This window comes from Paenibacillus nitricinens (genome assembly GCF_052056485.1).
GTDB classification, from domain to species: Bacteria; Bacillota; Bacilli; order Paenibacillales; family Paenibacillaceae; genus Paenibacillus_AQ; species Paenibacillus_AQ nitricinens.
Window position 1 is genome coordinate 4,080,630 of the sequence record NZ_CP183948.1, and the last position, 24,752, is coordinate 4,105,381.

The following is a 24,752-nucleotide window of genomic DNA, read 5'->3' on the forward strand; positions in this document are numbered from 1 at the left end:
AGACAATATCTGTTTCTCGTAAAAATAAAAGGGATAATTTATAGTGCAAACCTATAAATTCTTATATTTTAAAAAGCTTCTGGATTCAAAAAGCATTGGGTACTTTCGGCCCGCTGACTCCTCTCTCCAGAAGCTAGATTAAAATACTACAAGACTGTTGATCGGTGCCAAAAGATTAATAGGCCTTTGCAAAAACCACAGTATGCTCAGCTGGTTTGCCACAGCAAATGCAGACTTGCTTCTTCTCCGCCGGATCGAAAGGAATGTTGCGGCTTCCCGCACCTGTCTCTTCCTTAACTTTGGACTCGCATGCTTCGGAACCACACCAGCCAGCTAGTGCAAAGCCGCGTTTTTCTTCCATTGAAGCTTTCATTTCTTCCAAGGAATCCACAGAATAGAAATGGTCCTCGCGGAATTTCAAGGCACGTTCGAACATTTCATTATGAACCTGTTCGAGCATTGCTTGAACTTCTTCTACGAGGTTCTCTTGCTGAATAACCTTCTTCTCACCTGTGACACGGGAGACGATTACGCAGACGCCATTCTCCATGTCGCGTGGTCCAAGCTCCAAGCGCACAGGTATACCGCGCATTTCATATTCATTGAACTTCCAACCTGGCGTTACATCCGAACGATCATCGACACGTACACGAACGCCTGCGTTCTTCAGTTCCTTGAACAGCTCGTCCGTCCGTCCAATCACGGCTTCGCGAGTTTTAGGAGGTCCGATCGGAATCATAATTACTTGAGTTGGCGCTACCTTAGGCGGTAGAACAAGCCCACGGTCATCGCCATGCACCATAATCAGCGAACCAATCAAGCGTGTAGTGGATCCCCATGAGGTCGTATGCACATATTCTAAATTATTGTCGCGGCTCAAATACTGGATCTCAAATGCTGTTGCAAACTTGGTACCTAAGTAATGTGAGGTAGCAGCCTGAACAGCACGTCCATCTTTCATCATCGCTTCAATAGAATACGTATCTACAGCACCAGCAAAACGCTCGGAAGGTGTCTTTTGTCCAGTAATCACCGGAATAGCAAGGAAAGTCTCGGCAAAATCACGGTAGTTATCCAGCATCTTCATGGTTTCTTCACGAGCTTCAGCTTCATTCTCATGTGCAGTATGCCCTTCTTGCCAAAGAAACTCAGTAGTGCGGATAAATGGTAACGTACGCTTCTCCCAACGAACCACGTTCGCCCATTGATTGATAAGTACAGGAAGGTCACGATAGGACTGAATCCATTTGGAATACATATGCCCGAACATGGTCTCAGAAGTAGGACGGACAGCCAGACGTTCTTCAAGCACGTCTCCACCAGCCTCAGTTACCCATGGCAGTTCGGGATTAAAGCCTTCAATATGATCCTTTTCCTTTTGAAAGAAACTCTCTGGAATGAACACTGGAAAATAAGCATTACGATGCCCTGTTTCCTTAAGGCGACGGTTCATTTCCGCCTGAATATGCTCCCATATTTCATAGCCCTCTGGCTTAAATACGATACAGCCACGAACAGGAGAGTAGTCCATCAAGTCCCCTTTTTTTATAACATCAATATACCAGCGTGAGAAATCCTCGCTTTGCGGCGTGATTTCCGTAACGAATTGCTTATCTTTTGCCATGTAATGGAATGCCTCCCGAAGAAAATTAGCCGCTGATCAAACGTAAAATATCATTATACGTAACAGCAATCATTAATAAAAATAACAGTGCAAATCCGACAAAGTGAACCATACCTTCACGGCTCGGGTCTACAGGTTTACCGCGTAATGCCTCCACACCTAGGAACGCCAGACGGCTTCCATCGAGTGCTGGAATCGGTAATAGGTTGAAAATCCCCAGATACAAGCTTAGGATAGCAGCCCAATAGGTAAGATACTGAATGCCTTGTTGGGCAATTTGACCGGTTACTTCAAAGGTACGAACCGGACCTCCAATATCATCCATATTGAATTTATTGATCAATTGCTTAAAGCCCAGAAAGATAGCTTCCGTCGTATCGACCATAGCTTTACCTGAACCTGTCAACGTCTCTCCAACCCCTGCTTTGCGGGTAGGAAGCTCAGGTGTAATCCCTATTTTACCGCCTTCTTGTCCCTCCATGCTACGAGGAACGAGAGTCACATTAAGGGTCTCATCACCACGTTGCAGCATCCATTTCATTTCTTTCCCTTTGGACTCCGAGGTTAAGTCAATCATTTTTTGGTAATCGGCACCAATCTTCTCACCGTTGATGGATACAATGATGTCACCCTTTTGCAATCCCGCCTCTTGTGCAGGCATTCCTTCAGAGACATCACCGATCTTAACATAAGTAGGGTTCTCCACCGGAATCCCAACCATTTGCAAATGGATGGCAAACAGAACAAAGGCTAACAGGAAGTTCATCACAGGACCCGCAACAATAGCCAATGCCCGCTGACCCACGGTTTTACTACCGAATTGGCGGTCTTTAGGCGCAATTTGAGTCTGCTGCGTTCCTTTAATCATCATCGCTTGCGGATGAACATCATAAGTAGTAACTTCGCCATCCACATCCAAGCGGATTTGCAGATCATTTTCAAGATCAGTATGCAAAGCCTCACCACGGATAACATTTTTACGTGTATCCAATGCGTCCAGATAAATATTTTTCACTTTGTTATCCTGACCAAGTCTTACTGCAATGGTTTGTCCAGAGCCAATCTCAATAATCTCTGGATCTTCACCAGCCATCCGAGCATAACCGCCAAAAGGCAGTAAACGCAAAGTGAACTGTGTCTCATTCCGTTTATAAGAAAACAGTTTCGGACCGAAACCGATAGCAAATTCCCTCACGAGAATACCGGCGCGTTTGGCAAAATAATAGTGACCCCATTCATGTACAGTCACCAGAACAAAAAACATGAGCACCGTTAATAAAACGACTTGAACCATTTCCAAACGTATCATCCCCCTTTAGCTGTAAGACCGAAGTATGTCCTCTTAATTTATCATTATTCTCCGATCAGGCACAAGAGAATCAACTGTCCCAACCTATTTTTAGGGCAAAGTAAGTATTTCCAGCCAAAAAGAGATCAATCTACATTCTACAACGTTGCTGCCAGCTCACGAACACGCTTATCACAGGATTCAATTTGTTCTAAATTCGGATTATCCTCGTTAATATGACGATGAAGCACTTCTCCGATGATCTCCTCAATGCGCAGGAATGGGATCTCATGACTTAAGAAACGAGCAACAGCAATTTCATTTGCTGCATTAAAAGCAGTAGTAGCTGTCCCTCCAGCTTTTCCACAATCCATGGCTAGCTTAAGCGCAGGGAATCGTTCATAGTCCATTTCTCGGAAAGTCAAACGTCCAACTTCAGCCAACGACAAACGCTGTGCCGGTGACTCCCAGCGTTCGGGATAAGTGAGCGCATATTGAATGGGGACACGCATATCGGGATTACCAAGCTGAGCAATAATGCTGCTGTCACGGAACTCCACATAAGAGTGAATGATACTCTCTGGATGCAAAAGTACATTTACTTGTTCATAAGGTAGACCAAATAGCCAATGCGCTTCAATCACCTCAAGCCCTTTATTCACCATTGTAGCAGAATCAATCGTGATTTTCGCGCCCATGCTCCAATTCGGATGACGAAGTGCATCTTCTACCGTTACATTCTTGAGTTGATCACGAGTGAAATCCCGGAAGGATCCACCAGAAGCTGTTAAAGTGATGCAAGCAATATCCGCGAGATTCTCACCATTTAAGCACTGAAAAATAGCAGAATGCTCGCTATCGATAGGTAACAACTTAACACCTTTACGATTAGCTAGATCAGTGACGAGGTGTCCTGCCGTTACCAAAGTCTCTTTATTAGCTAGTCCAATATGTTTGCCTGCTTCGATCGCAGCTAACGTGGATTGGAGGCCTACACTACCCATAACAGCCGTTACGACCATTTCGGCATCTCCACCTGCTGCCACCTCAACAAGACCTTCATTCCCGCTGTATAGCTGTATGCCTGAAGGCAGACTGGATCTAATCTCATCTGCCAGCTCCTTTGTCGCAACAGAAACACGACGAGGATTAAACCGACGAACTTGTTCCAGCAATAACGCTGTATTCGTTCCAGCTGCCAAGCCATCTACTTGAAAAGAGTCTGGGTGCATAGCGATGACATCTAGAGTCTGAGTGCCGATCGAACCTGTGGAACCAAGAACACTTATTTTTTTCATAGTTATACCCTCTCCTTCCGTTAATAGTAAGGCATAAGCATTACGATATGTACGAATGGAAATACGATAATCCAGCTGTCACATCGATCAAGAATACCACCGTGACCTGGCAGTAGCGTGCCTGAATCTTTGATGCCATACGCACGTTTATAGGCAGATTGTACAAGATCACCAAGCTGACCCAACACCGCACAAGAAAGCCCTATAAGGAGTGCTCGTCCAATCGCAAGTTGTTCAGGAGCAAATATTGCAAAAACGATAGCGATCAGCATCGAGATCAGTACTCCACCTACGGCACCTTCCACCGTTTTGTTCGGACTGATGGCAGGCCAAAGTTTGTTCTTCCCCATGCTTCTTCCAACAAAGTATGCCCCGGCATCACTACCCCAAATGCAGAAAAGGAGTAAAAAAGTCCAGAACAAACCATGTCCGTCATCCGATGCACGAGCCATGGCCATATAAGAAAAACCCATTCCAATGTATACTATACCAGTAAACAGCAAGGCTGTTACTCGAATATCTAATTTATTTTTAGTAAAAACTGTAACTAAAAGGAACAAGAGCAGCAGAATCCAAATTCCTTGTTCCCACGATAAGGGTGCAGAGATCCCAAGCAAATTCCAAGGGATCATGAAACTTAGAATGGCTGCATAACCAAGAACGGTAGAACCGGAAAGCGCAGGTATCCCTATCATTTTCACAAATTCATAAAACCCGATAAAAGCCATGGCAGTAAGTAACAACTGGTATGGCCAGTTTCCCAACACGCATAAGCCTAAAAATAGTGCTCCGGCAACAATTCCGGTAATCAATCGCTGCTTCAAAGGTTTCCATCTCCTATCAAGCTACTTCAGTCCACCATAACGGCGTGTACGGCGTTGATATTCAGCAACTGCCTGATGCAAATGCTCCTTATCAAATTCAGGCCAATACACATCAGTAAACCACAGCTCACTATAAGCAAGCTGCCATAGCATGAAATTGCTAAGTCGCATTTCTCCACTTGTACGTATAAGCAAATCCGGATCTGGTAACCCACCAGATAACATTCGGCTATCGATTAGATCAGTCGTAATATCTTCCGGTGTCAAAGCCCCTGATTGGATGTCCTTACCAATGCTGCGCATGCAGTCCTCAATTTCTTTGCGCCCCCCATAATTAAGAGCAAAATTCAATATAAGTCCAGTATTGCCCTGTGTCCGGGAAATAGCTTCTTCCATAGCTTTGCGTGTAAATGAAGGCAATGCATCAGTATCACCCATCATACGTACTTGGACATTCTTCTCAATCAGCTCATCAAGCTCAATGGCTAGAAACTCCACTGGCAAGCGCATCAGATAATCGACTTCTTCCTTTGGTCGTTTCCAATTTTCTGTCGAGAACGCATACATCGTCAAAAACTCAACACCCAGTTCGTCTGCAGCGATTGTAGCACGTTTAACAGCCTTCATGCCATTCTGATGACCCACAACGCGCGGCAACCCGCGACGTTTAGCCCAACGCCCATTGCCGTCCATAATAACAGCCACATGCCGGGGAATGTTATCCGGTGAAATCTCGACTGGCTGTTGCCTGTCTTTACGGCTCAGCCACGCTTGAACCCGTTTGATCATTTCCGTTTCCTCCAAGCTCTTATCAGAAAGAGACAAACCCCACCATTAACGGAGGGGCCTCAAGTCTCTAGAATATCTTTATACTTCCATAATCTCTTTTTCTTTGGATACAAGCACTTTGTCGACCTCGGCTATGAACTTATCCGTTGTCTTTTGAATGTCTTCCTGATGGCCACGGGACTCATCTTCCGAGATACCGTTTTTCTCCATCTTCTTAATATCATCGTTGGCATCACGGCGAATGTTGCGGATCGCTACTTTCGCTTCTTCACCAAATTTCTTCGTCAATTTCACCAAATCCGTCCGACGTTCTTCAGTAAGCGGAGGGATAGAAAGACGAATGATTGTTCCGTCATTAGCAGGCGTTAAACCGATATCCGATTTCATGATCGCCCGTTCAATGTCAGACATCGATGTTTTGTCCCACGGCTGGATTAACAGTGTCCGGGAATCCGGAGTACTGATGTTCGCCAGCTGATTGATTGGAGTAGGGGAACCGTAATATTCAACTTGAATGCGATCTAGCAGTGATGTTGTTGCACGTCCTGCACGCAATGTTGCCAAGTCACGTTTCAGCGATGAAATCGCTTTTTCCATACGCTCTTCGGCATTTTTTTTGACCGATTGTGGCATTAATCTACACTCCCTTTAACAATCGTTCCGATCTTCTCACCGAGAACGACACGTTTGATATTGCCTTGTTCAGTAATGGCAAATACAATGAGCGGTATATTATTATCCATGCAGAGAGATGAAGCTGTGGAATCCATAACACCAAGGTTTTTGTTCAGAACATCCATGTAAGTGAGCTGTTCAAACTTCTCGGCTGTGCTGTCTTTAAACGGATCAGCTGAATATACACCATCAACCTTGTTCTTCGCCATCAGAATCACTTCTGCTTCGATTTCTGCTGCTCTAAGTGCTGCAGTAGTATCAGTAGAGAAGAAAGGATTACCTGTGCCTGCTGCAAAAATAACAACACGGCCCTTCTCCAGGTGGCGAATCGCACGACGACGAATGTACGGTTCAGCAATTTGCTGCATCGAGATCGAAGTCTGCACTCTTGTTGGCACATCGATTTGTTCTAATGCATCCTGCAGAGCAAGTGAATTCATTACTGTTGCCAGCATGCCCATATAATCTGCAGTAGCGCGATCAATGCCACTTGCACTACCAGCGATCCCGCGCCAAATGTTACCTCCACCACAAACAATTGCAACCTGAACTCCAAGTTCTACAACTTCCTTGATCTGTTCAGCGATGGAAATAATCATGTCGGCATCAATACCATATCCGTTTTGTCCTGCCAAAGACTCCCCACTTACCTTAAGGACTACTCTCTTAAATACCGGCTGTTCCAAATGTATACCCTCACTTTCTGCAAAAGACGGAACACTACGTGTACGTGTTCCGCTCTTCTGATGCTTGCCCTTATTCAATTCTTCGCATTTATGATAAAGCTGAAATTAATTATTTACTTGTGCCATAACTTCTTCAACAAAGTTATCCACTTTCTTTTCCAAGCCTTCGCCTAGTTCAAAACGAGCAAAACGACGGATCGAGATGTTTTCTCCGATTGTGCTGATTTTTTCGTTCAGCAATTGAGAGATCGTTTTGTCCGGGTCTTTAACGAAGGTTTGCTCAAGCAAGCAATATTCTTCGTAATATTTACCAATACGTCCTTCAACCATTTTTTCAATGATTTTCTCAGGCTTACCTTCGTTCAAAGCTTGAGCTTTCAGGATTTCTTTTTCTTTTTCTACATCTTCTTGTGGAACTTCTTCACGACGAACATAACGCGGGTTTGCTGCAGCGATTTGCATAGCGATATCGCGAGCAAAATCCTTGAAGGAATCTGTTTTACCTACAAAGTCAGTTTCGCAGTTGATTTCTACAAGTACACCAATACGGCCGCCAGCGTGGATGTAAGATTCTACAACACCCTCAGTAGCAATACGACCTGCTTTGTTTGCTGCTGCGGACAGACCTTTTTCACGAAGCAATTCAGCTGCTTTAGTGATATCGTTATTAGCTTCTTCAAGCGCTTTTTTACAATCAAGCATACCAGCGCCTGTTCTTTCACGAAGTTCTTTTACTGCTTTTGCATCAACTGCCATTGTTTATTCCCTCCAGGTAATTGTCGTTTTCTTACATTATTCAAGGCTTTTATCCTAAAAAAAGGGCAGTGAGAGGTTATCCACCTGCCAACCACCCTTTTCATTTAAGTTCTTGTATGTGTTAGTCGCTACTTAAGCAGTAGTTGTGTCTTCGCCTTGGTGAGCTTCAACAACAGCGTCTGCCATTTTACCAGTCAACAATTTCACGGCGCGGATAGCGTCGTCGTTACCTGGAATTACGTAGTCGATTTCGTCTGGATCACAGTTAGTATCAACGATAGCTACGATTGGAATACCCAATTTGCGAGCTTCTGCAACTGCAATACGCTCTTTACGCGGGTCAATGATGAACAACGCGCTTGGTAGACCTTTCATGTTCTTGATACCGCCCAAGAATTTCTCAAGACGATCTTTCTCTTTGCGAAGAAGGATAACTTCTTTCTTAGGTAGAACTTCAAAAGTGCCGTCTTCTTCCCAAGCTTCCAATTTCTTCAAACGATCAATACGTTTTTGGATAGTTTGGAAGTTAGTAAGAGTTCCGCCCAACCAGCGTTGGTTAATAAAGAACATACCGGAACGTTCTGCTTCTTCTTTTACGGAATCTTGTGCTTGTTTCTTTGTTCCTACGAATAGGATTGTGCCGTTGTCACCAGCGACGCTTTTTACAAAGTTGTAAGCTTCTTCTACCTTCTTGACTGTTTTTTGCAAGTCAATAATGTAAATTCCGTTTCTTTCAGTGAAGATATAACGATCCATCTTTGGGTTCCAACGACGAGTCTGGTGACCGAAGTGTACCCCAGCTTCTAGAAGCTGTTTCATGGAGATTACTGCCATCTTCACACACCTCCTAAGTTTGGTTTATTGTGTGTCTCCTCCGCCGTGCGTCATCTTTCAGCAAGACTTTCTTCAGAAGAAAGCACCCCTTGTCGAAATCAACCGGCGTGTGTTTTAACACCGTCAATTACTATATCATATTTTATTAGTATATGCAACGATCATTGAAAACTTATTAATTTTTCTACTATAGAATCTAGACTCTCGTCTTTATTAAAGGTGTAAGAACCCGATTGAATCTTCGTATTGATCTGACGTTGATTGGCGGCTTTAAGAAAACTAGCCTTATCCTTAATGACTTCAGCCTTCTCCAAAATATCTGCTGTTTTTGTCAGTGTGCTACCTGAAGGTATACGAACAACTACCCCTGCATTCGCAGTGGCTTTAGGCTTATCAGGCGCAACAGCAGTTGGTGCAGTAGTGACCTCTGGCTCCTCAATAGTGCCTTCTTTAGGCGTTGAGGGCTCTTTAGGAGGGATAACCTTACTGGGGTTATCAGATACTGTAGGAGATACTACAGGAGCGGGAGAAGCCGCTACTGAAGGCTCAGAAGGTGCCACGTTCTCCGTAATTCCCTCATTAACGCCAGCTGACTTCTGACCTTGAACAGCGTCCTCCAAAGCAGACTCATCCGAAGGAGGTTCAGTAGCTTCGTCGATAACCTTCAAGTTCAATTTCTCAGCACCTTGTATTACCTGTTCCTTGGTGAGTGGAGCCGCTCCACCGGATATCATTAATTGAAGTAATAGGGCGCCTGCAATTAGCCCTGTGCCAAGTCCGAACAAAAAAGAACGGTTCTTCATCATACCGATTCCTCCTGTTTGGCGAGTTGCAGAATCAGTTGCACTTCTCCCCGCTGAAGTCCAGCCGTCTTGGCAATGGAGTCTATCGATTTCCCCTGCTCATGTAGTTCAAATAATCGTGGATATCGCAATTTAATAGAACTAATAGGTTTCGCTTTCACTTCTGGTTGTATTGAACGTATTTCGGCACCGGCAGATGGGTCTCCGATCGCCGAAACCTTAGCATACGAACCCTTCTCAACCGAAACTTCCAACTCTCTTAACCGTTTTTCTTCATTAGTTACTCGGCCCTCTAGTAATAAAGAGCTTTGCTGTAATTCTGTTAATTGATGCTGCAAATCACTAATCTGCCCTTGCATTGCTACATGATTAGTTTGTGATTGCTGTTTAATGCTGCTGACTAACTGTACTAGCTCTTCATTTTCGCGCTCTATGTCAGCCATATATAGCTCAAGCGCAGCCTCTGTTTCTTTGAGGCTTTGCTGCTTTGCTTTTCCTTCCTTCATACGCGCTGGAAGTAAAAGGGCATAAAGAATAGCGGCGACACCTACTAGCACAATATACACCCATGGTTGCAAGTGCCTTATCTCCTTTAACATATCAAATATAACTACTTATTAAAGACTCAGATCAATGCGCTGTCCTTTGTAAGGATGTTCCGCATCACGAGTACCTGACTTCGAACGTTTCTCCGAAGAAGGATTCCCTCCGGAATGATGATTGCCTTTATCTCCGCCATCGCGTAAAGCAGATTCAGAAGATTCATCCACTTCAGCGCTTCGCATGGTCATTTCCTGGCTTTGTTTCACATTTTGTCCTGCCAGTTGATGCTGATCAATAGCGGGGCGCTGCTGAGATTCATTCTGAATCTTACCCGCTTCCGTAGTCCGAGGTAGTGCAATTTGCAGTTCCACTGGTTTTAGGCTCATCATAACCCTCTTCTCATAAGAAGAAACGATGTTGTCGTCTTTTGAAGACGATAACCGTTTCTCGTAAAAATATAAGGATAATGTATAACGTGAAACTTATACTTTCTTATATTTCAAGAATGGCCGGCCGCTATTGCTGCCCGCCCGATTAATTGTATGGCGTTAAGGATATATCACCTTCACTATAAATAAACACAACTCGTTCTGTGGGGTCCTTTACAAATCGAGTATATCTACCGATCATAATTTTGGATCCGCCATAGATCGTTTTAATCACTTCAACTCTAGCTCTGCCTGTATCTTCTAGCATTCTTTCAATCTCTAGCACACGTTCTTTAATTCTTTTTTCCTCACGTTGATGAGACTGTTTAGTAGCATTCAATTTTACGCGAAGTGCCACTTTATCTGCAGGGAGTTGACCATTAGTTGCCAATTGATTTAATAGATACAACGCTTTAGAGGTTTTGTCCTCATTTTCCAGTAGTTGACGCAGTGATTGCCGCAGCTCGTTAATCTCATTTCTTAGCTCAGGTACTACACCGACCTCAATAGAAGTCGCTGTGGACATGGTATTGCCTATTGTACGTGCTACGACTCTTTCCCCAGACTGTACAGTTCCGCCAACAATCAGACCCTTAGCTCCGTTACAAAGAACGTCTCTGCCCGCACGTATATTGGAGTGCATAATGCTCTGGGATACAATGACATCTTCACCAGCTGTTACATTACCATCTTGAATGAAAGAGACCTTAACATTTTTCCCAGCAGTTACATGTCCTTTGTTATAACCAATAATTCCACCCGTAATTTCGATGGATCCCCCAGAGATTAATTCCGCTCCTTCAACTCCACCAACTACACGAATATCTCCGGCGGACTTTACAGAAAATCCTGAAAGTACGTTTCCTCGAATAACGACAGTACCTACAAAATCAATGTTCCCAGTACTGTAGTCTACATCACCATTCACTTCATACACAGGAAATACATTGATTTTACCGCTATCGGTTAAAGTAACAAGACCGTCAATTGCGGCATACATCGAAGTTTCATTGTTATCAACGAGTACGTTCTTACCTACTTTAAAATGAGCTTCCTTTCCGGCTCTGAAAGCAAGCTCATCACCAGTTACAGTCTTACCATGCTTACCAGGCTGAGCAGGAATAATTCTAGCTATCAGCTTTCCTTTGAGGACGTTACGAAGCCGAACTAAATCCTTATAATCCACCTTACCATCCGCTTTTTCAAGCGGTTTGCGATCCTCTTCCAGATCAACAGTAAGCATAATATGTCCGTCGACTCCATTTACTGCAGGTTCACCTGTAGCAATAGCGACTTTACTCCAAAAAAACTCCTCCGGATGACTACAGATACGTTCAACAATATCACGCTGGACCCCGTAGCGAATATTGTGACTGTGCAGGAAGCTTTCCAATTCTGTAGGTGAGCAGGAAAAATTCTCATCCTTTTTGGAGAACTGTAAATACGCGATCCCTTTGTCATCCGAAAAAGTAATACTTAAGTACTGATCCAAAGCATTTTGACCGATCAATTTTGCTCCCCCTTGTCACCGCTAACGGTTAATCGTTCTGCATAAGTAGATCGCGATTCTTCTCAAGCGTTCCCCTCAGCCGTAAAATAGCCTTGGAATGAAGCTGCGAAATCCGTGAAGGCGATAGTGACATGACCTCTGCGATTTCGCTCAATGATAAATCTTCATAATATAAAAGGGACACAACGGTCCGTTCTTTCACCGTTAATTTCTCAATACCTTTGGTGAGGGCTTCGCGTAAGTAGAATTCATTTACCTTGCTATCCGGATTCTTAGCTTTATCGTCCACCAGTATGGACATTCGGGTCTCTGATTCCTCTTCACGAATCGGGTCTTCCAGAGAACATAGTGACATTACAGCCACATCCTGCAACATATTTTGAAATTCTGTTACACTAATATTCAGGTATAGACTCATTTCCTCATCACTAACGGATCTCAAATACTTCTGTTCCAACTGCTGATAAGCATCCTCGATTTTTTTAGCTTTTTCTCGCACAGATCTAGGGACCCAATCACTTTGGCGTAAGGAATCTAAAATCGCACCACGTACGCGCCAGGAAGCATAGGTCTGAAACTGCAATCCCCGTTTGTAGTCGAATTTTTCAATCGCATCAATTAATCCCATTACTCCATTACTGGCTAGATCATCTTTAGATACATTTTTGGGCAACCCCACAGCCAACCGGCTGGATACGTAATCAACAATATGGAGATAACTCTCTATCAGCTTCTTTTTGGCTTCAGGGTCACTGTGTTCTTTCCACTGTTCCCATAGCTCATCAGTTTCCAATTGAGAAGCTTTACGCTCGTTCAATAGCTTTCACCCTTCCCAAAGTTTAGTCAGAGAGCTTGTCGCGGCGAAACCTGCCTAGTCACAAGCATAAACGCCCTCGGCATCCTTATGAGGAAGTTAGCGTTTATGCGAGAAATATAAGGATAATGTATAAAGTGAAACTTATACTTTCTTATATTTTAAGATAACCGATTCCGCCACAGCGCTCGCTTATTCTTCTTTCAGGTGACGAACGGCCTTGGCCAATTCTTCAGGATCTTTCATAGAGACTAGTTTTGGGGGTGTAAGAGGCTTGAACCCCTCACTGTTCCCACTCCCTTGTCCTGGCTTCGGTTTCAGTAGATTAATTAACTCTTCATCCTCATTAGGGGTACTGATGTCTAGCTTTGCACCAAGTTCTTCTCCCTGAACATCCTGTTCATCCGGAGGCGATGATTGATACACGATAAAACCCAATACCCATCTTAGGAGGAAAGCAAGCAGAAACCAAGTGATAAATCCTAATAGGCTTCGTAATAAACTAGTACCGAGGACATTATTACTGTAGGTTACAAAAAATGTGAATACAAAACCTATCAAACCAAACAGCAAGTTTATAAAAATATTTCCTATCATCTTCATATTTATATTTCCTTAGCGCCTTTTTGCACACTGCGGATGAACAATACACCAGTGTTGCAGGCAATTTCTATCGTACGGCCATAATTACCGCCCGTGTCTTCCGCAATTAACGGAATTTTCAAATGCTCAAGAGCAAGTTTACAAGATTCAACATTACGAGGCCCGATCCTCATGGTGTCGCTCCCCCCGGCAAAGGCAAACATTTGTGATCCTCCTGCCATCTTGGCTACGATCCGACTCCGGACCGCACCAAGCTCCAGCAAACGGGATAAGAGCTCCGGCACTGCAGTATCTGCAAACTTAGCGATGTTTAATTGCCCTTCCCTAGCAATCTCAGAAGTAGGGAGCATCACATGCGCCATTCCCGCGAGTTTTTTTCCAGGGTCAAACAATGTCAATCCCACGCAGGAGCCAAGACCGGTTGTACGAATCAAACTATCCTGGCTTCCAACGTTAAGATCTGCCATCCCTACTTTAATGATGCTTTGTTCTTCAATCATTTTCAAACGGAACTCCTAGCGATTTGAAGATTTTCGGGAATGATTCCGGATCGGGTATAAGGAAAAATTGTCCTTCAATTTCATTTTTCCCCTCAAAAAAGGTAGTATCGATCAACAATGCATCATCACCCATTTGCCCAAATTGCAGCAAACCGTAGCTTAGGATGGCTCCAGCCATATCCATGGCAAGTGCAGGAACTGTTGGATACATAGAAAGTGAAGTAAAGTCTGCAAGAGAAGATAGATACGATCCTGCTAATATATTTCCAATTTCACTCAGCGCGGAAAGCTCCATTTCTCCAAGTTCTTGATCACTCAAAATCTCGATGCCTGCAATGCGACTGAGTAAGTTCAAAGCGGCTTCCGGAGAAAGAATAAAAAACAGGTTGCCCGGAGCTTCTCCCTCCACACGTAAGAAAACTGCATATACTAGTTCTTCAGCTCCACCAACTTTGTCCGTAATCTCTTCAAAGTTGAGAAGCTGTACCTTGGGAACAGCCATATCAATCGGCTTATTCAAGAGCTGTGATAATGCGGTGGCTGCATTCCCAGCTCCAATATTCCCGACTTCCTTAAGCACATCCATTTTAAAATCCTTATAGTGCTTAAATAATTCCACAGGTTAGCCCTCTAGGCTTTCTAATTGAACGATTTCGCCTTTGTTAAGCACTTCTGACAGATTAAGCATGATCAGCAAGCGCTCTTCACCTATCTTGGCCACCCCATCTAAATACTTCGCTTTGATGCCGCCAACAACATCTGGAGGTGTATCGATAGAATCTCTGTTCAAATCTATTACATCATTTGCTGAATCAACAATGAAACCTACTTCCATTTCATTAACAGATACGATAATTACACGAGACTGGTCTGTCTGCTCCGCCTCTTCGATCCCAAAGCGACCACGAAGGTCAATCACAGGGATAACAACACCACGTAAATTAATTACACCCTTGATAAAAGAATACGTTTTAGGTACACGAGTTATTGGCATCATGCGCTCAATGGTTTGTACCTTCTCAACTTCGATACCGTATTCCTCTGAGCCTAATTTGAACACTATCACTTTAATATCTTCAGCCATGGAATGAACCTCCCTGTTCTATCCTAGTTATTTAATAAAAGCGTTCGGATCAATAATAAGTGCTACTTGACCATCTCCAAGTATCGTTGCGCCAGATATCCCTTGAATTTCAGGTAAATATTTACCTAGGTTCTTGATAACGATCTCGTTCTGACCAATAAAATCCTGTACCGCCAAGGCCACAAGACGTTCTCCCTTACGTACAACTACGATCTCTGTCTCTTCTTCAGTACTCTCATCATAATCAGGCACCGAAAATAGTCGACTAAGAGATACTAGTGGAATATGAGAATTCCGGAACTCTAACATTTTGTTGCCATGAATCGTACGGATTTGAGTGTTCTTCACGATTCCAGTTTCCACAATAGAGGATAATGGAATGGCGTACTTCTCAGAGCCCAACCGAATAAGCATGGCCGCAATAATGGATAGCGTAAGTGGCAGCTGTACTGAGAAATTCGTTCCTTTACCTGGTGAAGAATAGATTGTTACATTCCCACCGAGGGATGAAATCTTAGCTTTAACAACATCCAGTCCTACGCCACGGCCTGAGACATCAGAAATAACTTCTGCCGTGCTGAAACCTGGTGCAAATAGTAGTTGATAAGCTTCATCATCCGTCATATTTGCTGCCTGTTCTTGCGTAATCACGCCTTTTTTCACAGCAGACTTCAATACCTTCTCTGGGTAAATCCCTGTTCCATCTTCCTCAATTTCAATGAAGACATGATTTCCGCTGTGGAAAGCACGTAAATGAACTGTCCCAGTCTCTGGTTTACCAGCAGCAATACGATCAGCAATGGATTCAATACCGTGATCAACCGCATTACGCAATAAATGCACAAGTGGATCACCAATTTCATCGATTACCGTCCGGTCTAGCTCTGTTTCGGCACCCGTTACAATTAGATCTACTTTCTTATCCAGCGACTTAGCTAGATCACGAACCATACGTGGGAACCGGTTAAATACGGTATCTACTGGAACCATCCGAAGCTTCATCACAATATTCTGGAGATCTCCGCTTACTCTGCCCATATGCTCGACGGTTTCCGTAAGATCGCCATTCTGAACCTCTGAAGCCAGCTGCTCTAAACGAACTCGGTCAATCAGAAGTTCACTAAATAGATTCATTAGCACGTCTAACCGTTCGATATCTACGCGAATCGTACGTGAAGGCGCCCCTCCTGTTTTGGCTGCTCCCGGCTTATTACCCTCATCTTTGGTAGGCAATGGTTTAGATGCTACTGGAGCAGCAGGAGCTGTTTCCTCTACAGTGGCTGTTGCGGCAACCTCTGACACGGCTGCTGCCGATTCTTGACCAAGCATTTTCAAGGATTCTTGATCTAGTGCTACTGCTGTTACTTTATCAATTTCAGACAAATTCATAATCATTGCCTGAATCTGATCAGCGGTTTTTTGGGTTATGTAATAGAGTGAGAAGCTTTGGTCAAATTTCTCTTGTTCTATATCTTGAACGGATGGGAAGGATTTAACTACTTCACCCGAACGTTCGAGCAGATCAAACACCATGTATGCACGTACAGCCTTAAGTTGACAATCCTTTCGGATCGTTACGTCCACATACAATGCATGATGCCCTTCCTGAATCGATTGTTCCAGAACAGAAAATTGGAACTCATCTAAATGAATCGGAGTTTCAGCTGCTTGTGCAGCAGGCGTATTAGCAGCAGAGGCTGCTCCGCCTTCAACCGGAATCTCACCCCGGACGATAGCCTGTAAGGATGAGACAATGGCTGATACATCTGCTTTACCTTCGCCGCCTCTAGTAATATCCTCAACCATAGACTCTAAGGCATCCAAACTTTTGAATAACGTATCAAAAATAAAATCCTGCATGCGCAGCTTGTTATTACGTACAAGATCTAACACATTCTCCATTTGGTGTGTAAGTGAAGCTAAATCTTCAAAGCCCATAGTCGCTGCCATACCTTTTAAGGTGTGCGCAGAGCGGAATATTACCTGTACGATACTAAGATCCTCAGGATTCGCTTCCAGCCCCATCATGCTCTCGTTCAATGACTGCAGATGATCATTCGACTCATCAATAAACATGGATAAATATTGGTTCATGTCCATAGTAGAGCTCCTCCCCTTCGAGTTCGCTTTTCCGTTATTTAACGGCTTGCACTAGCCTTGGAGCAATTTCTTGCAAAGGCAGTACATATTTGACGCACTGCAATTCCACCGCAGATCGCGGCATCCCGTAAACGACGCAGGTCTCTTCACTTTCAGCAAATGTTGAGGTAACCCCTGAGTCATAGAGAGATTTCATCATCCTAGCACCATCACTACCCATCCCTGTCATCAACAACACGTGCCGATCCAGAGATGTGAGTGGAAGCAATGATTCGAATAAAACATCCACTGAAGGTCGGTGGCCATTTCGCGCCTCCTCCTTCGTGAGTACAACTGCATATTGCCCTTTAGATGTTGGGGTAACTTGTAAATGATAGCCTCCAGGCGCAATGTAGGCTGCTCCTTTTCGTAATATCATCCCCTGCTCTGCTTCTAACACTTCTAGCGGACTGAATGTATTCAGACGCTGAGCTAGTGATTTCGTAAAGTTAGGCGGCATATGCTGCACAATGACAATAGGAGCCGGAAAATCCGCTGGAATTTTCTCCAGGAGTACCTTCAGTGCACGAGGTCCGCCTGTAGAACAACCGACAGCAACTAATTTGTGCAAATTCTTGCTACCAACCATTCGATCCGGAGAAAGTCCCGGAGGATCAGAAGATACCTCCACTAAAGACTCTATCACCGGTTTGGGCGGAATGGATTTATTCTCTACTTTAGTCTTTGGTTTAGACTTTTCGATTAACGGTGTTTTAGCAGAGATGATTGGTTTGGTTGCTTTTTTAGGGATAATACTATCTACTGGCTGTTTCCCCCGAGGTTTTCTCATTCCTTCATCTTTGAGAGAAGATTTGAGTGCTGCCTTGGATTTTTCCGGTAACAATCTCGGTGCAGTCGGCAGTAATGGCTCTAAAGGCGTGATGTCAGGCATCCTAAAAGCAGATGCTCGCGCTTCACGTTGCTCTCGAGCCAGCATAGCTTCTTTCATTTGCTCTCTTAGAGATTCCCCTACGACCGTTATATCCTGGGAATTTGATATCGAAGGTTTACGAATGAAATCAAAAGCGCCCCATTCCAGTGCAAGAATGGTTTCCTTCATGCCCTCTTCATTGATGCCTGATAGCATAATCACTGGCAGCGGATCTGACGCCATTATTATTTTCAGCGCTTCCAGGCCGTTCATCTCCGGCATTTCCACATCCATAGTAACTAGATCCGGCCGAAGTTTGTTTATTTTCTCGATAGCCTCGCGACCATTTGTGGCTGTTGCCGTCACCTGAAAGTCAGCGTCATTTTCAATTAAATCGGAAATGATCTTGCGCATAAATGCAGAATCATCAACAACCAAAACTTTATATGGCTTCATATCATTTCCACCTCTGTTCCAGATTCAGAACAATTATTTACTTCGCTTCAACCATTTATGGATAAAGCCTTTAATGCCTTGAACTTTTGTATCTTTTTTACCATCTATGGTCAAATAACTTAGGGCTAGCCGATGTATATCTTTTGCAGCAACACTGTTTGGAAAAGCCAATGAAAATGGCGTCTGCCTTTTGACAGCCTGCACTACATGGGCATCTGAGCTTATATGACCAAGATAGGAAACATCTAATTGTAAAAAACGACTGGCTGCCATACGGATCTTATCACTTGTCACTGATGCTTCTCTCTCATCACCCGCTTGATTCACGATCAGTTTAAAAGAAATCTCCGGATACGTCCGATTCACAACCTTCATTAATGCGTAAGCATCTGTAATAGCAGTTGGCTCTGGTGTTGTAACTACTAGGCAATCGTCCGCAGAGGTTATAAACTTCATCGTTTCCTTAGATAATCCAGCACCTGTATCAAACAAAATATAATCCATGCTGTCCCCAATAAGGGCTATCTGAGCTGTGAAATAATTAAGGTCCGATTCCGAAAGAGAAAACAACTCATCCATGCCCGATCCACCTGCTATAAAAGGAAGCCCGTTCGGTCCTAACTGAATAATCTGCTCAATATCCGCTTCTCTTTTTAACAGATGATATAGGTTATACTTCGCCGATACGCCCATTAACACGTCTATGTTAGCCATGCCAATATCTGCATCAAACAGCAATACCCTCTTTCCCATTGCTTTTAAAGTTAAAGCGAAATTAAGTGTAAAATTCGATTTCCCTACGCCACCTTTACCACTACAGACAGTAATGATACGGGCGGATGTTTCCCCTTTTCCAGCTAGTTTAGGCTCCTGACTGGATACAAGCTGTCTCAAGGATTGTGCCTGATCCATCATGATTCACCTGTTCCAAGAAGCATCTCACTAAGTTGTTCTTTGGAAGCCATCAATAAATCGTCAGGTACATTTTGACCATTGGTCATATAAGATAATGTGAGAGGGAAATCATTCAGGACGTTAAAGAGTGGTCCATAACTTCCCGTCTCATCTAGCTTGGTAAAAATAACTTTATCCAGCTTGTACCTGCCGAAGTGCTCGGCAATCAATTTCATATCACGGCTTTTCGAAGTTAAGCTGAGCACAAGATAGGTCTCACTTCTTAATTCCTTCGCTAACAAGCTTTGAAGTTCTGCTACCAGCATATCATTACGATAATTCCGTCCAGCTGTATCCATAATTACAAGATCACAACTCTCCAATCGAAAGAGTGCTCTTTGTAAATCTCCGGGAGATTGTACAACCTCTAGCGGAACATTCAGGATAGCTGCGTATGTACGCAACTGCTCCACAGCTGAAATCCGATACGTATCAGAGGTGATAAAACCAACCTTGCGTCCGTTTTTGAATAGCTGTTCAGCCGCAAGCTTGGCTATGGTAGTAGTTTTCCCTACTCCTGTGGGCCCTGCAATATATACGATTTGGGTATCATGTGCAATTCCATCAGCGATTCGCCCTGACAGGAATCCATCGAGCTGTTCTTTTAAGGACTCCTGAAATTTCTCAGGGCCCCAAGTACGCCCTTCTTCCGCCCAACGTTCGGAGATATTACTGATCCACTCTTCAACAAGTACAGTGTCCATCTCCTGCTCAATCAAAAGATCTCTAAGCTGCTGGAGACTATCGGGTAATTCTCTTGCCCCTGAAGACTGCCTCGCGATTCGTTCCATCCAAAGCTTCATATCTCTAATTTCACGAAGAACATCATTCTCGAGCGCCGAGGCAACCTCTGGCGTTTGATCTAACCCTAAAGATTCATATAAGGCTGATACTGAGGTAGCTTCATCTGAATTGGATTCAAGCGATTTCTGATCAGGCTCTGGATGTTTGGCTATCGATTCTTTTACATCAATAGCTTCCGACAAGGCAGCGGCGATTTCTGCAAAGGACCGAGGCTCTTCCGGCTTTTCCAATATGACAGTAGAAGCAGATGATGAAGATGCAGCTTTTTGATAGGCTTGCGGGACAGCGCTGCGCGGGATGTTCATCGCAGGCTTCACAGGCTTTTCAGGAGCACTCTCCTTTTGAGCTTTTTCTACAGCCGCTACAACCTCTATTTTTTTCTTTTTAAACAATCCTAAAAATCCGCCAATCTTTATTTCTTTAGTACTTAAAATTACAGCCTCGCTTCCAAGCTCACTGCGAATGGAATGCATGGCGTCAGGCATCGTATCCACCACATAACGCTTCACTCTCATAAATTCACCACTCCGACGCTTTGTATTTCAATGTTAGGCTCTAGTTCGCTATAAGACAGTACAGGAATATCCTGCATGGTCCGTTCAATCACCTGCCGCAAATACATACGAATGGTTGGTGATGTTAGTACAATGGGCTGTTGTCCTGACTGCAGCAGACGATTGATCTGTTCACTTAACCGCTGATAGATCGTTTGAGTCGATGCTGGATCCAATGCCAGATAACTGCCCTGTTCAGATTGCTGCACACTCTCAGAAATTTTCTTCTCTAGGTTAGGTCCCACCGTAATAACTTTCAGAGTCTCTCCAACTTGCGAAAATTGCTGAGTAATCTGTCTGGACAAGGATTGACGGACATATTCGGTAAGAATATCAGGATCCTTGGTGTACGTCCCGTAATCCGCCAACGTCTCAAAGATAGTAACCAAATCCCTGATGGATATTTTCTCGCGCAGCAACTTGGCAAGTACCTTTTGAACATCCCCAACCGCTAATACCGAAGGAATAAGATCATCAACAAGCACAGGATAATTGTCTCTTAGGTTATCCACCAACATCTTAGTTTCTTGTCGTCCTAACAACTCATGTCCATACCGCTTAATCAGCTCCGTCAAATGTGTTGCAACAACGGATGGTGGATCTACTACGGTATAGCCGGACAATTCAGCCCGCTCTTTAACCGATTCGTCAATCCATAACGCAGGAAGTCCAAAGGATGGTTCAATGGTCTCAATACCGTTTATAGATTCATCATCATAGCCTGGACTCATGGCTAAGTAGTGATTAAGTAATAATTCACCGCCGCCGACAGTATTTCCTTTAATTTTTATGACATATTCATTCGGTTTTAGTTGAATATTGTCGCGAATGCGAATAACAGGCACTACAAGACCCATTTCAAGGGCACATTGCCGTCGAATCATGATGATACGATCTAGTAAATCTCCACCCTGACCTGTATCTGCCAAAGGTATAAGACCGTAGCCGAACTCGAATTCAATAGGATCTACAGAGAGTAAATTAATTACACTTTCCGGACTTCGTACCTCTTCAATCTGTTTTTCTTCAACAAGCTGCTCTTCGGCTATCTGTTTTCGATTTAAATTTTGTCCCATACTATAGGCTGCAAAAGCCAGCAAAGCAGCTAGCGGGAGCGTAGTAATCATATGTATAGGTGTAAATAGACCTAGAAAAGCAACAGTAACTGCAACAATATATAACAACTTTGGATAGGACAGTAACTGACCTGTTAATTCTTCTGCCAGATTACCTTCCGATGAAGCTCTGGTAACGATAAGACCTGCTGCAGTCGAAATGAGCAAAGCAGGAATCTGGCTGACTAGACCGTCCCCGATCGTCAATACGGAATAAGTAGATAACGCAGTAGAGAAGTCCATTCCGTGCACAACCATACCGATAATAAATCCACCAATAAGATTGATCAACAGAATAATGATACTCGCAATCGCGTCTCCTTTAACGAATTTACTCGCACCATCCATGGCTCCGAAAAAATCCGCTTCCCGCTCAACATTGCGGCGACGCTCACGTGCCTGTGTTTCGTTAATCATGCCTGCGTTAAGATCGGCATCAATACTCATCTGCTTGCCGGGCATTGCATCCAGGGTAAATCTCGCCCCTACCTCAGCTACACGCTCTGAACCTTTAGTAATAACAATAAACTGAACGACTACCAAAATCAGAAACACGATAAATCCAACGGCAATTTGTCCGCCGGCGATCCAGCTACCGAAAGTAGATACCACGGAACCGGCATCTGCATAAGTCAGGATCAATTTCGTTGTCGAAATATTTAGTGAAAGACGAAACAATGTCGTAACAAGCAATAATGAAGGGAAAATTGAAAATTCGAGTGCATTCTTCGTGTTCATAGCCACTAGTATGATAATTAATGCTATAGAGATATTAATAACTAGCAAAACGTCCAAAAGCCAGGACGGGATAGGCAGAATCATCATAAGCACGATACCGATGATGCCTAGCAAAACTGTTAAATCTTTAGCTTTCAATGTCCTAACCCCCCGCCTTATTTCCTCTTACCTTTAAGTTTATATACATATGCCAGCACTTCAGCTACAGCCTGAAACAGATCATTTGGAACGACATCTCCAATTTCTGCTCTTTGGAATAATGCCCGTGCCAGCGGTTTGTTTTCCATAGTCACGACGCCATGCTCTTTAGCCAGCTCCCGAATACGAAGTGCTACATAATCCTGCCCTTTTGCAATAATCTGTGGCGCCTCCATTTTGGAGCCATCATATTTTAGCGCAACAGCAAAGTGAGTTGGATTCGTAATAATTACATCCGCGTTAGGAACTTCCTGCATCATACGCTGCATGGCCATTCTGCGTTGGCGTTCCCTGATCTTACCTTTAATTAGAGGGTCACCCTCCATTTTCTTGTATTCATCCTTAATATCCTGCTTAGACATTTTCAGGCTTTTTTCGTGCTCGTACTTCTGATACATAAAATCTAGAATAGCCATAATTAGCAGGGCAACCCCGATTTTCAGTCCAAGACTCATCGTCAGCTTGGCCGCAAACTTAAAAATCCCCTCCGCACTGATATGCGACAGGGATGCAAAGTTCTTCTTTTCTCCCCATAAAGTGCTATATACCAGATAAGAAATAATTAGAAGCTTAAATATTGATTTCAGGAATTCTACAAACGAACGCATAGAGAAAATATTTTTGAATCCTTTTATCGGATTAATCTTACTGAATTTAGGAGTAATCCCCTCTCCTGTAGCCATAAAGCCCACCTGCGCCAAGTTGGAAACAAGTGCCATAACAAACGTAATTCCAAGTAATGGGGCTAGCAAAATCAAGATTTGCAAGCCATACTGATTAAATAGCAGCGTTATATTCTCAGGTGTAACATCCAGCATCATTCGATTCTGAAAAACGTCCGTGTATAGCTTCATAAAACGCTCTTTCATAAAACCACCAAACATCATCAAGCTAACTACCGCAGCTAGCAATACAACCGCACCAGACAGCTCAGCACTTTTGGCTACTTGGCCTTTTTTACGAGCATCCTGCCGTTTCTTCGGGGTTGCTTTTTCCGTCTTTTCACCGGCGAAGAGTTGAAGATCTAGTCTATAACGCTTCGTCTTAGGCATAATACTCTCCCCTTACGGTCACCTACGGCTTCTTCCCCATGAGACCCAGTAAATTCTCCATGGATTCGAACATGATTTCGAAGAGATTCTGAAACAACACAGCCAGACCTGGCATCAGCACTAAAAGAAGTGCAATGCCTATGATGATTTTTAGCGGAACCCCTATAACGAATACATTATATTGCGGAGCCGTTCTCGCCAAAAAAGCAAGACCAACATCGGTCAGAAACAGTGCAGTTACTAATGGAGCCGACATTTGAAAAGCTAATACAAACGACTGCGCAAATGTTCGGACCAGAAACTCTGACAAACTACCATCAACCATGCGTAAAAATAAATCATTATTCATAGGAATCCATTTATAGCTGTACACAATGGCATCTAGTAAATGGTGATGTCCATTCATGCTCAAAAACATTAGCAGGGCTATCATATATTTGAAATTACCGAGAATAGGTGCTGACGTTCCTGTCATAGGATCTATGACGTTGGCAATACCGAAACCAATCTGAATATCAATGAAAGAACCTGCTGTCTGTATCGCCATAAACATCAAATATCCAATGAAACCTAGCAATAAACCTATTAATACTTCTCTCATAATCAGCAAAATATAACTAAAATCCTGCGGAATCATAATCCCTGTTCCATTAGCACTAAAGACTACCAATGCTACAAAAAAAGATATGCCTATCTTAAAAGTTGTCGGTACCCCTTGAGAAGAAAATACAGGAACGACAACAAAAAAGGCTGTAATTCGACAAAAAATAAGCAAAAAGACGGGTAAACTTTGCAATAAGGTATCCATGTTC

25 protein-coding genes are annotated in these 24,752 nt (G+C 43.6%); all 25 read right to left on the reverse strand.

What is annotated here, in order from left to right:
• Nucleotides 1–175: 175 nt before the first annotated feature.
• On the reverse strand, nucleotides 176–1,624 hold the full coding sequence (gene proS, locus ACN6KS_RS18020) for a proline--tRNA ligase (protein ID WP_280786398.1): 1,449 nt from the start codon (nucleotides 1,622–1,624) through the stop codon (nucleotides 176–178).
• A gap of 25 nt (nucleotides 1,625–1,649) precedes the next feature.
• Nucleotides 1,650–2,924, reverse strand: coding sequence for an RIP metalloprotease RseP (rseP, locus tag ACN6KS_RS18025; protein WP_042189420.1), 1,275 nt, complete (start codon nucleotides 2,922–2,924; stop codon nucleotides 1,650–1,652).
• Between the two features lie 146 nt (nucleotides 2,925–3,070).
• On the reverse strand, nucleotides 3,071–4,210 hold the full coding sequence (locus ACN6KS_RS18030; protein WP_042189421.1) for a 1-deoxy-D-xylulose-5-phosphate reductoisomerase: 1,140 nt from the start codon (nucleotides 4,208–4,210) through the stop codon (nucleotides 3,071–3,073).
• 20 nt (nucleotides 4,211–4,230) lie between these two features.
• Complete coding sequence (locus tag ACN6KS_RS18035) at nucleotides 4,231–5,034, reverse strand: phosphatidate cytidylyltransferase (protein ID WP_094870296.1); 804 nt, start codon at nucleotides 5,032–5,034, stop codon at nucleotides 4,231–4,233.
• Between the two features lie 21 nt (nucleotides 5,035–5,055).
• The gene (locus ACN6KS_RS18040) at nucleotides 5,056–5,823 is read right to left on the reverse strand and encodes an isoprenyl transferase (RefSeq protein WP_094870297.1); all 768 of its coding nucleotides are present in this window, start codon (nucleotides 5,821–5,823) and stop codon (nucleotides 5,056–5,058) included.
• Nucleotides 5,824–5,901: 78 nt separating this feature from the next.
• Nucleotides 5,902–6,456: a ribosome recycling factor gene (gene frr, locus ACN6KS_RS18045; protein WP_042189424.1), complete on the reverse strand. Its 555-nt coding sequence runs from the start codon at nucleotides 6,454–6,456 to the stop codon at nucleotides 5,902–5,904.
• Complete coding sequence (gene pyrH / locus ACN6KS_RS18050) at nucleotides 6,456–7,184, reverse strand: UMP kinase (RefSeq protein ID WP_036688491.1); 729 nt, start codon at nucleotides 7,182–7,184, stop codon at nucleotides 6,456–6,458. The genes frr and pyrH overlap by 1 nt, the downstream gene beginning before the upstream one ends.
• Nucleotides 7,185–7,289: 105 nt before the next feature.
• Nucleotides 7,290–7,940 carry a translation elongation factor Ts gene (gene tsf / locus ACN6KS_RS18055; protein WP_042189425.1) on the reverse strand — a complete coding sequence of 217 codons (651 nt, stop codon included), beginning with the start codon at nucleotides 7,938–7,940 and terminating at the stop codon, nucleotides 7,290–7,292.
• A 132-nt stretch (nucleotides 7,941–8,072) separates the two neighbouring features.
• On the reverse strand, nucleotides 8,073–8,774 hold the full coding sequence (gene rpsB / locus ACN6KS_RS18060) for a 30S ribosomal protein S2 (protein WP_094870298.1): 702 nt from the start codon (nucleotides 8,772–8,774) through the stop codon (nucleotides 8,073–8,075).
• 161 nt (nucleotides 8,775–8,935) lie between these two features.
• Nucleotides 8,936–9,580, reverse strand: coding sequence for an endolytic transglycosylase MltG (locus tag ACN6KS_RS18065; protein ID WP_341135158.1), 645 nt, complete (start codon nucleotides 9,578–9,580; stop codon nucleotides 8,936–8,938).
• Nucleotides 9,577–10,155 (reverse strand): hypothetical protein, encoded by a 579-nt coding sequence (locus ACN6KS_RS18070; RefSeq protein ID WP_094878391.1) that lies wholly within the window; start codon nucleotides 10,153–10,155, stop codon nucleotides 9,577–9,579. Before ACN6KS_RS18070 ends, ACN6KS_RS18065 begins: the two co-directional genes overlap by 4 nt.
• A gap of 39 nt (nucleotides 10,156–10,194) precedes the next feature.
• Nucleotides 10,195–10,506 (reverse strand): hypothetical protein, encoded by a 312-nt coding sequence (locus ACN6KS_RS18075; protein ID WP_094870301.1) that lies wholly within the window; start codon nucleotides 10,504–10,506, stop codon nucleotides 10,195–10,197.
• Nucleotides 10,507–10,654: 148 nt separating this feature from the next.
• The gene (locus ACN6KS_RS18080) at nucleotides 10,655–12,058 is read right to left on the reverse strand and encodes a DUF342 domain-containing protein (protein ID WP_094874818.1); all 1,404 of its coding nucleotides are present in this window, start codon (nucleotides 12,056–12,058) and stop codon (nucleotides 10,655–10,657) included.
• A 28-nt stretch (nucleotides 12,059–12,086) separates the two neighbouring features.
• Complete coding sequence (locus tag ACN6KS_RS18085) at nucleotides 12,087–12,875, reverse strand: FliA/WhiG family RNA polymerase sigma factor (RefSeq protein WP_042189430.1); 789 nt, start codon at nucleotides 12,873–12,875, stop codon at nucleotides 12,087–12,089.
• A gap of 189 nt (nucleotides 12,876–13,064) precedes the next feature.
• A complete protein-coding gene (locus ACN6KS_RS18090; protein WP_440960191.1) occupies nucleotides 13,065–13,475 on the reverse strand; it encodes a hypothetical protein in 411 nt (136 codons plus the stop codon).
• 2 nt (nucleotides 13,476–13,477) lie between these two features.
• Complete coding sequence (locus tag ACN6KS_RS18095) at nucleotides 13,478–13,975, reverse strand: chemotaxis protein CheD (protein ID WP_094869621.1); 498 nt, start codon at nucleotides 13,973–13,975, stop codon at nucleotides 13,478–13,480.
• A complete protein-coding gene (locus ACN6KS_RS18100; RefSeq protein WP_371915738.1) occupies nucleotides 13,968–14,561 on the reverse strand; it encodes a chemotaxis protein CheC in 594 nt (197 codons plus the stop codon). Before ACN6KS_RS18100 ends, ACN6KS_RS18095 begins: the two co-directional genes overlap by 8 nt.
• Before the next feature lie 36 nt (nucleotides 14,562–14,597).
• Entirely contained in the window at nucleotides 14,598–15,059 is a 462-nt protein-coding gene (locus ACN6KS_RS18105; protein WP_076285425.1) for a chemotaxis protein CheW, read from the reverse strand.
• 27 nt (nucleotides 15,060–15,086) lie between these two features.
• Nucleotides 15,087–17,159, reverse strand: coding sequence for a chemotaxis protein CheA (locus ACN6KS_RS18110; protein ID WP_094869620.1), 2,073 nt, complete (start codon nucleotides 17,157–17,159; stop codon nucleotides 15,087–15,089).
• 34 nt (nucleotides 17,160–17,193) lie between these two features.
• Nucleotides 17,194–18,525 (reverse strand): protein-glutamate methylesterase/protein-glutamine glutaminase, encoded by a 1,332-nt coding sequence (locus ACN6KS_RS18115; protein ID WP_094869619.1) that lies wholly within the window; start codon nucleotides 18,523–18,525, stop codon nucleotides 17,194–17,196.
• Between the two features lie 33 nt (nucleotides 18,526–18,558).
• Nucleotides 18,559–19,440, reverse strand: a complete 882-nt coding sequence (locus ACN6KS_RS18120) for a MinD/ParA family protein (RefSeq protein WP_440960192.1) — start codon at nucleotides 19,438–19,440, stop codon at nucleotides 18,559–18,561.
• The gene (gene flhF, locus ACN6KS_RS18125) at nucleotides 19,437–20,798 is read right to left on the reverse strand and encodes a flagellar biosynthesis protein FlhF (RefSeq protein WP_280786405.1); all 1,362 of its coding nucleotides are present in this window, start codon (nucleotides 20,796–20,798) and stop codon (nucleotides 19,437–19,439) included. Before flhF ends, ACN6KS_RS18120 begins: the two co-directional genes overlap by 4 nt.
• Nucleotides 20,795–22,828, reverse strand: coding sequence for a flagellar biosynthesis protein FlhA (gene flhA, locus ACN6KS_RS18130; RefSeq protein WP_094869616.1), 2,034 nt, complete (start codon nucleotides 22,826–22,828; stop codon nucleotides 20,795–20,797). The genes flhF and flhA overlap by 4 nt, the downstream gene beginning before the upstream one ends.
• A gap of 17 nt (nucleotides 22,829–22,845) precedes the next feature.
• Nucleotides 22,846–23,940, reverse strand: a complete 1,095-nt coding sequence (gene flhB, locus ACN6KS_RS18135; protein WP_094875998.1) for a flagellar biosynthesis protein FlhB — start codon at nucleotides 23,938–23,940, stop codon at nucleotides 22,846–22,848.
• Between the two features lie 22 nt (nucleotides 23,941–23,962).
• A complete protein-coding gene (fliR, locus tag ACN6KS_RS18140; RefSeq protein ID WP_283912197.1) occupies nucleotides 23,963–24,748 on the reverse strand; it encodes a flagellar biosynthetic protein FliR in 786 nt (261 codons plus the stop codon).
• Nucleotides 24,749–24,752 lie beyond the last annotated feature (4 nt).

Excerpts from the sequence above, each read along its gene's own strand:
- proS (WP_280786398.1), bottom strand. The coding sequence starts at position 1,624 with ATGGCAAAAGATAAGCAATTCGTTACGGAAATCACGCCGCAAAGCGAG.
- ACN6KS_RS18100 (WP_371915738.1), bottom strand. The coding sequence starts at position 14,561 with ATGGATGTGCTTAAGGAAGTCGGGAATATTGGAGCTGGGAATGCAGCC.
- ACN6KS_RS18090 (WP_440960191.1), bottom strand. The coding sequence starts at position 13,475 with ATGAAGATGATAGGAAATATTTTTATAAACTTGCTGTTTGGTTTGATA.
- ACN6KS_RS18065 (WP_341135158.1), bottom strand. The coding sequence starts at position 9,580 with ATGATGAAGAACCGTTCTTTTTTGTTCGGACTTGGCACAGGGCTAATT.
- ACN6KS_RS18075 (WP_094870301.1), bottom strand. The coding sequence starts at position 10,506 with ATGAGCCTAAAACCAGTGGAACTGCAAATTGCACTACCTCGGACTACG.
- frr (WP_042189424.1), bottom strand. The coding sequence starts at position 6,456 with ATGCCACAATCGGTCAAAAAAAATGCCGAAGAGCGTATGGAAAAAGCG.
- fliR (WP_283912197.1), bottom strand. The coding sequence starts at position 24,748 with ATGGATACCTTATTGCAAAGTTTACCCGTCTTTTTGCTTATTTTTTGT.
- ACN6KS_RS18115 (WP_094869619.1), bottom strand. The coding sequence starts at position 18,525 with ATGAAGCCATATAAAGTTTTGGTTGTTGATGATTCTGCATTTATGCGC.
- ACN6KS_RS18030 (WP_042189421.1), bottom strand. The coding sequence starts at position 4,210 with ATGAAAAAAATAAGTGTTCTTGGTTCCACAGGTTCGATCGGCACTCAG.
- rpsB (WP_094870298.1), bottom strand. The coding sequence starts at position 8,774 with ATGGCAGTAATCTCCATGAAACAGCTTCTAGAAGCTGGGGTACACTTC.
- ACN6KS_RS18105 (WP_076285425.1), bottom strand. The coding sequence starts at position 15,059 with ATGGCTGAAGATATTAAAGTGATAGTGTTCAAATTAGGCTCAGAGGAA.
- ACN6KS_RS18095 (WP_094869621.1), bottom strand. The coding sequence starts at position 13,975 with ATGATTGAAGAACAAAGCATCATTAAAGTAGGGATGGCAGATCTTAAC.
- ACN6KS_RS18120 (WP_440960192.1), bottom strand. The coding sequence starts at position 19,440 with ATGATGGATCAGGCACAATCCTTGAGACAGCTTGTATCCAGTCAGGAG.
- tsf (WP_042189425.1), bottom strand. The coding sequence starts at position 7,940 with ATGGCAGTTGATGCAAAAGCAGTAAAAGAACTTCGTGAAAGAACAGGC.
- ACN6KS_RS18040 (WP_094870297.1), bottom strand. The coding sequence starts at position 5,823 with ATGATCAAACGGGTTCAAGCGTGGCTGAGCCGTAAAGACAGGCAACAG.
- flhF (WP_280786405.1), bottom strand. The coding sequence starts at position 20,798 with ATGAGAGTGAAGCGTTATGTGGTGGATACGATGCCTGACGCCATGCAT.
- flhB (WP_094875998.1), bottom strand. The coding sequence starts at position 23,940 with ATGCCTAAGACGAAGCGTTATAGACTAGATCTTCAACTCTTCGCCGGT.
- ACN6KS_RS18110 (WP_094869620.1), bottom strand. The coding sequence starts at position 17,159 with ATGGACATGAACCAATATTTATCCATGTTTATTGATGAGTCGAATGAT.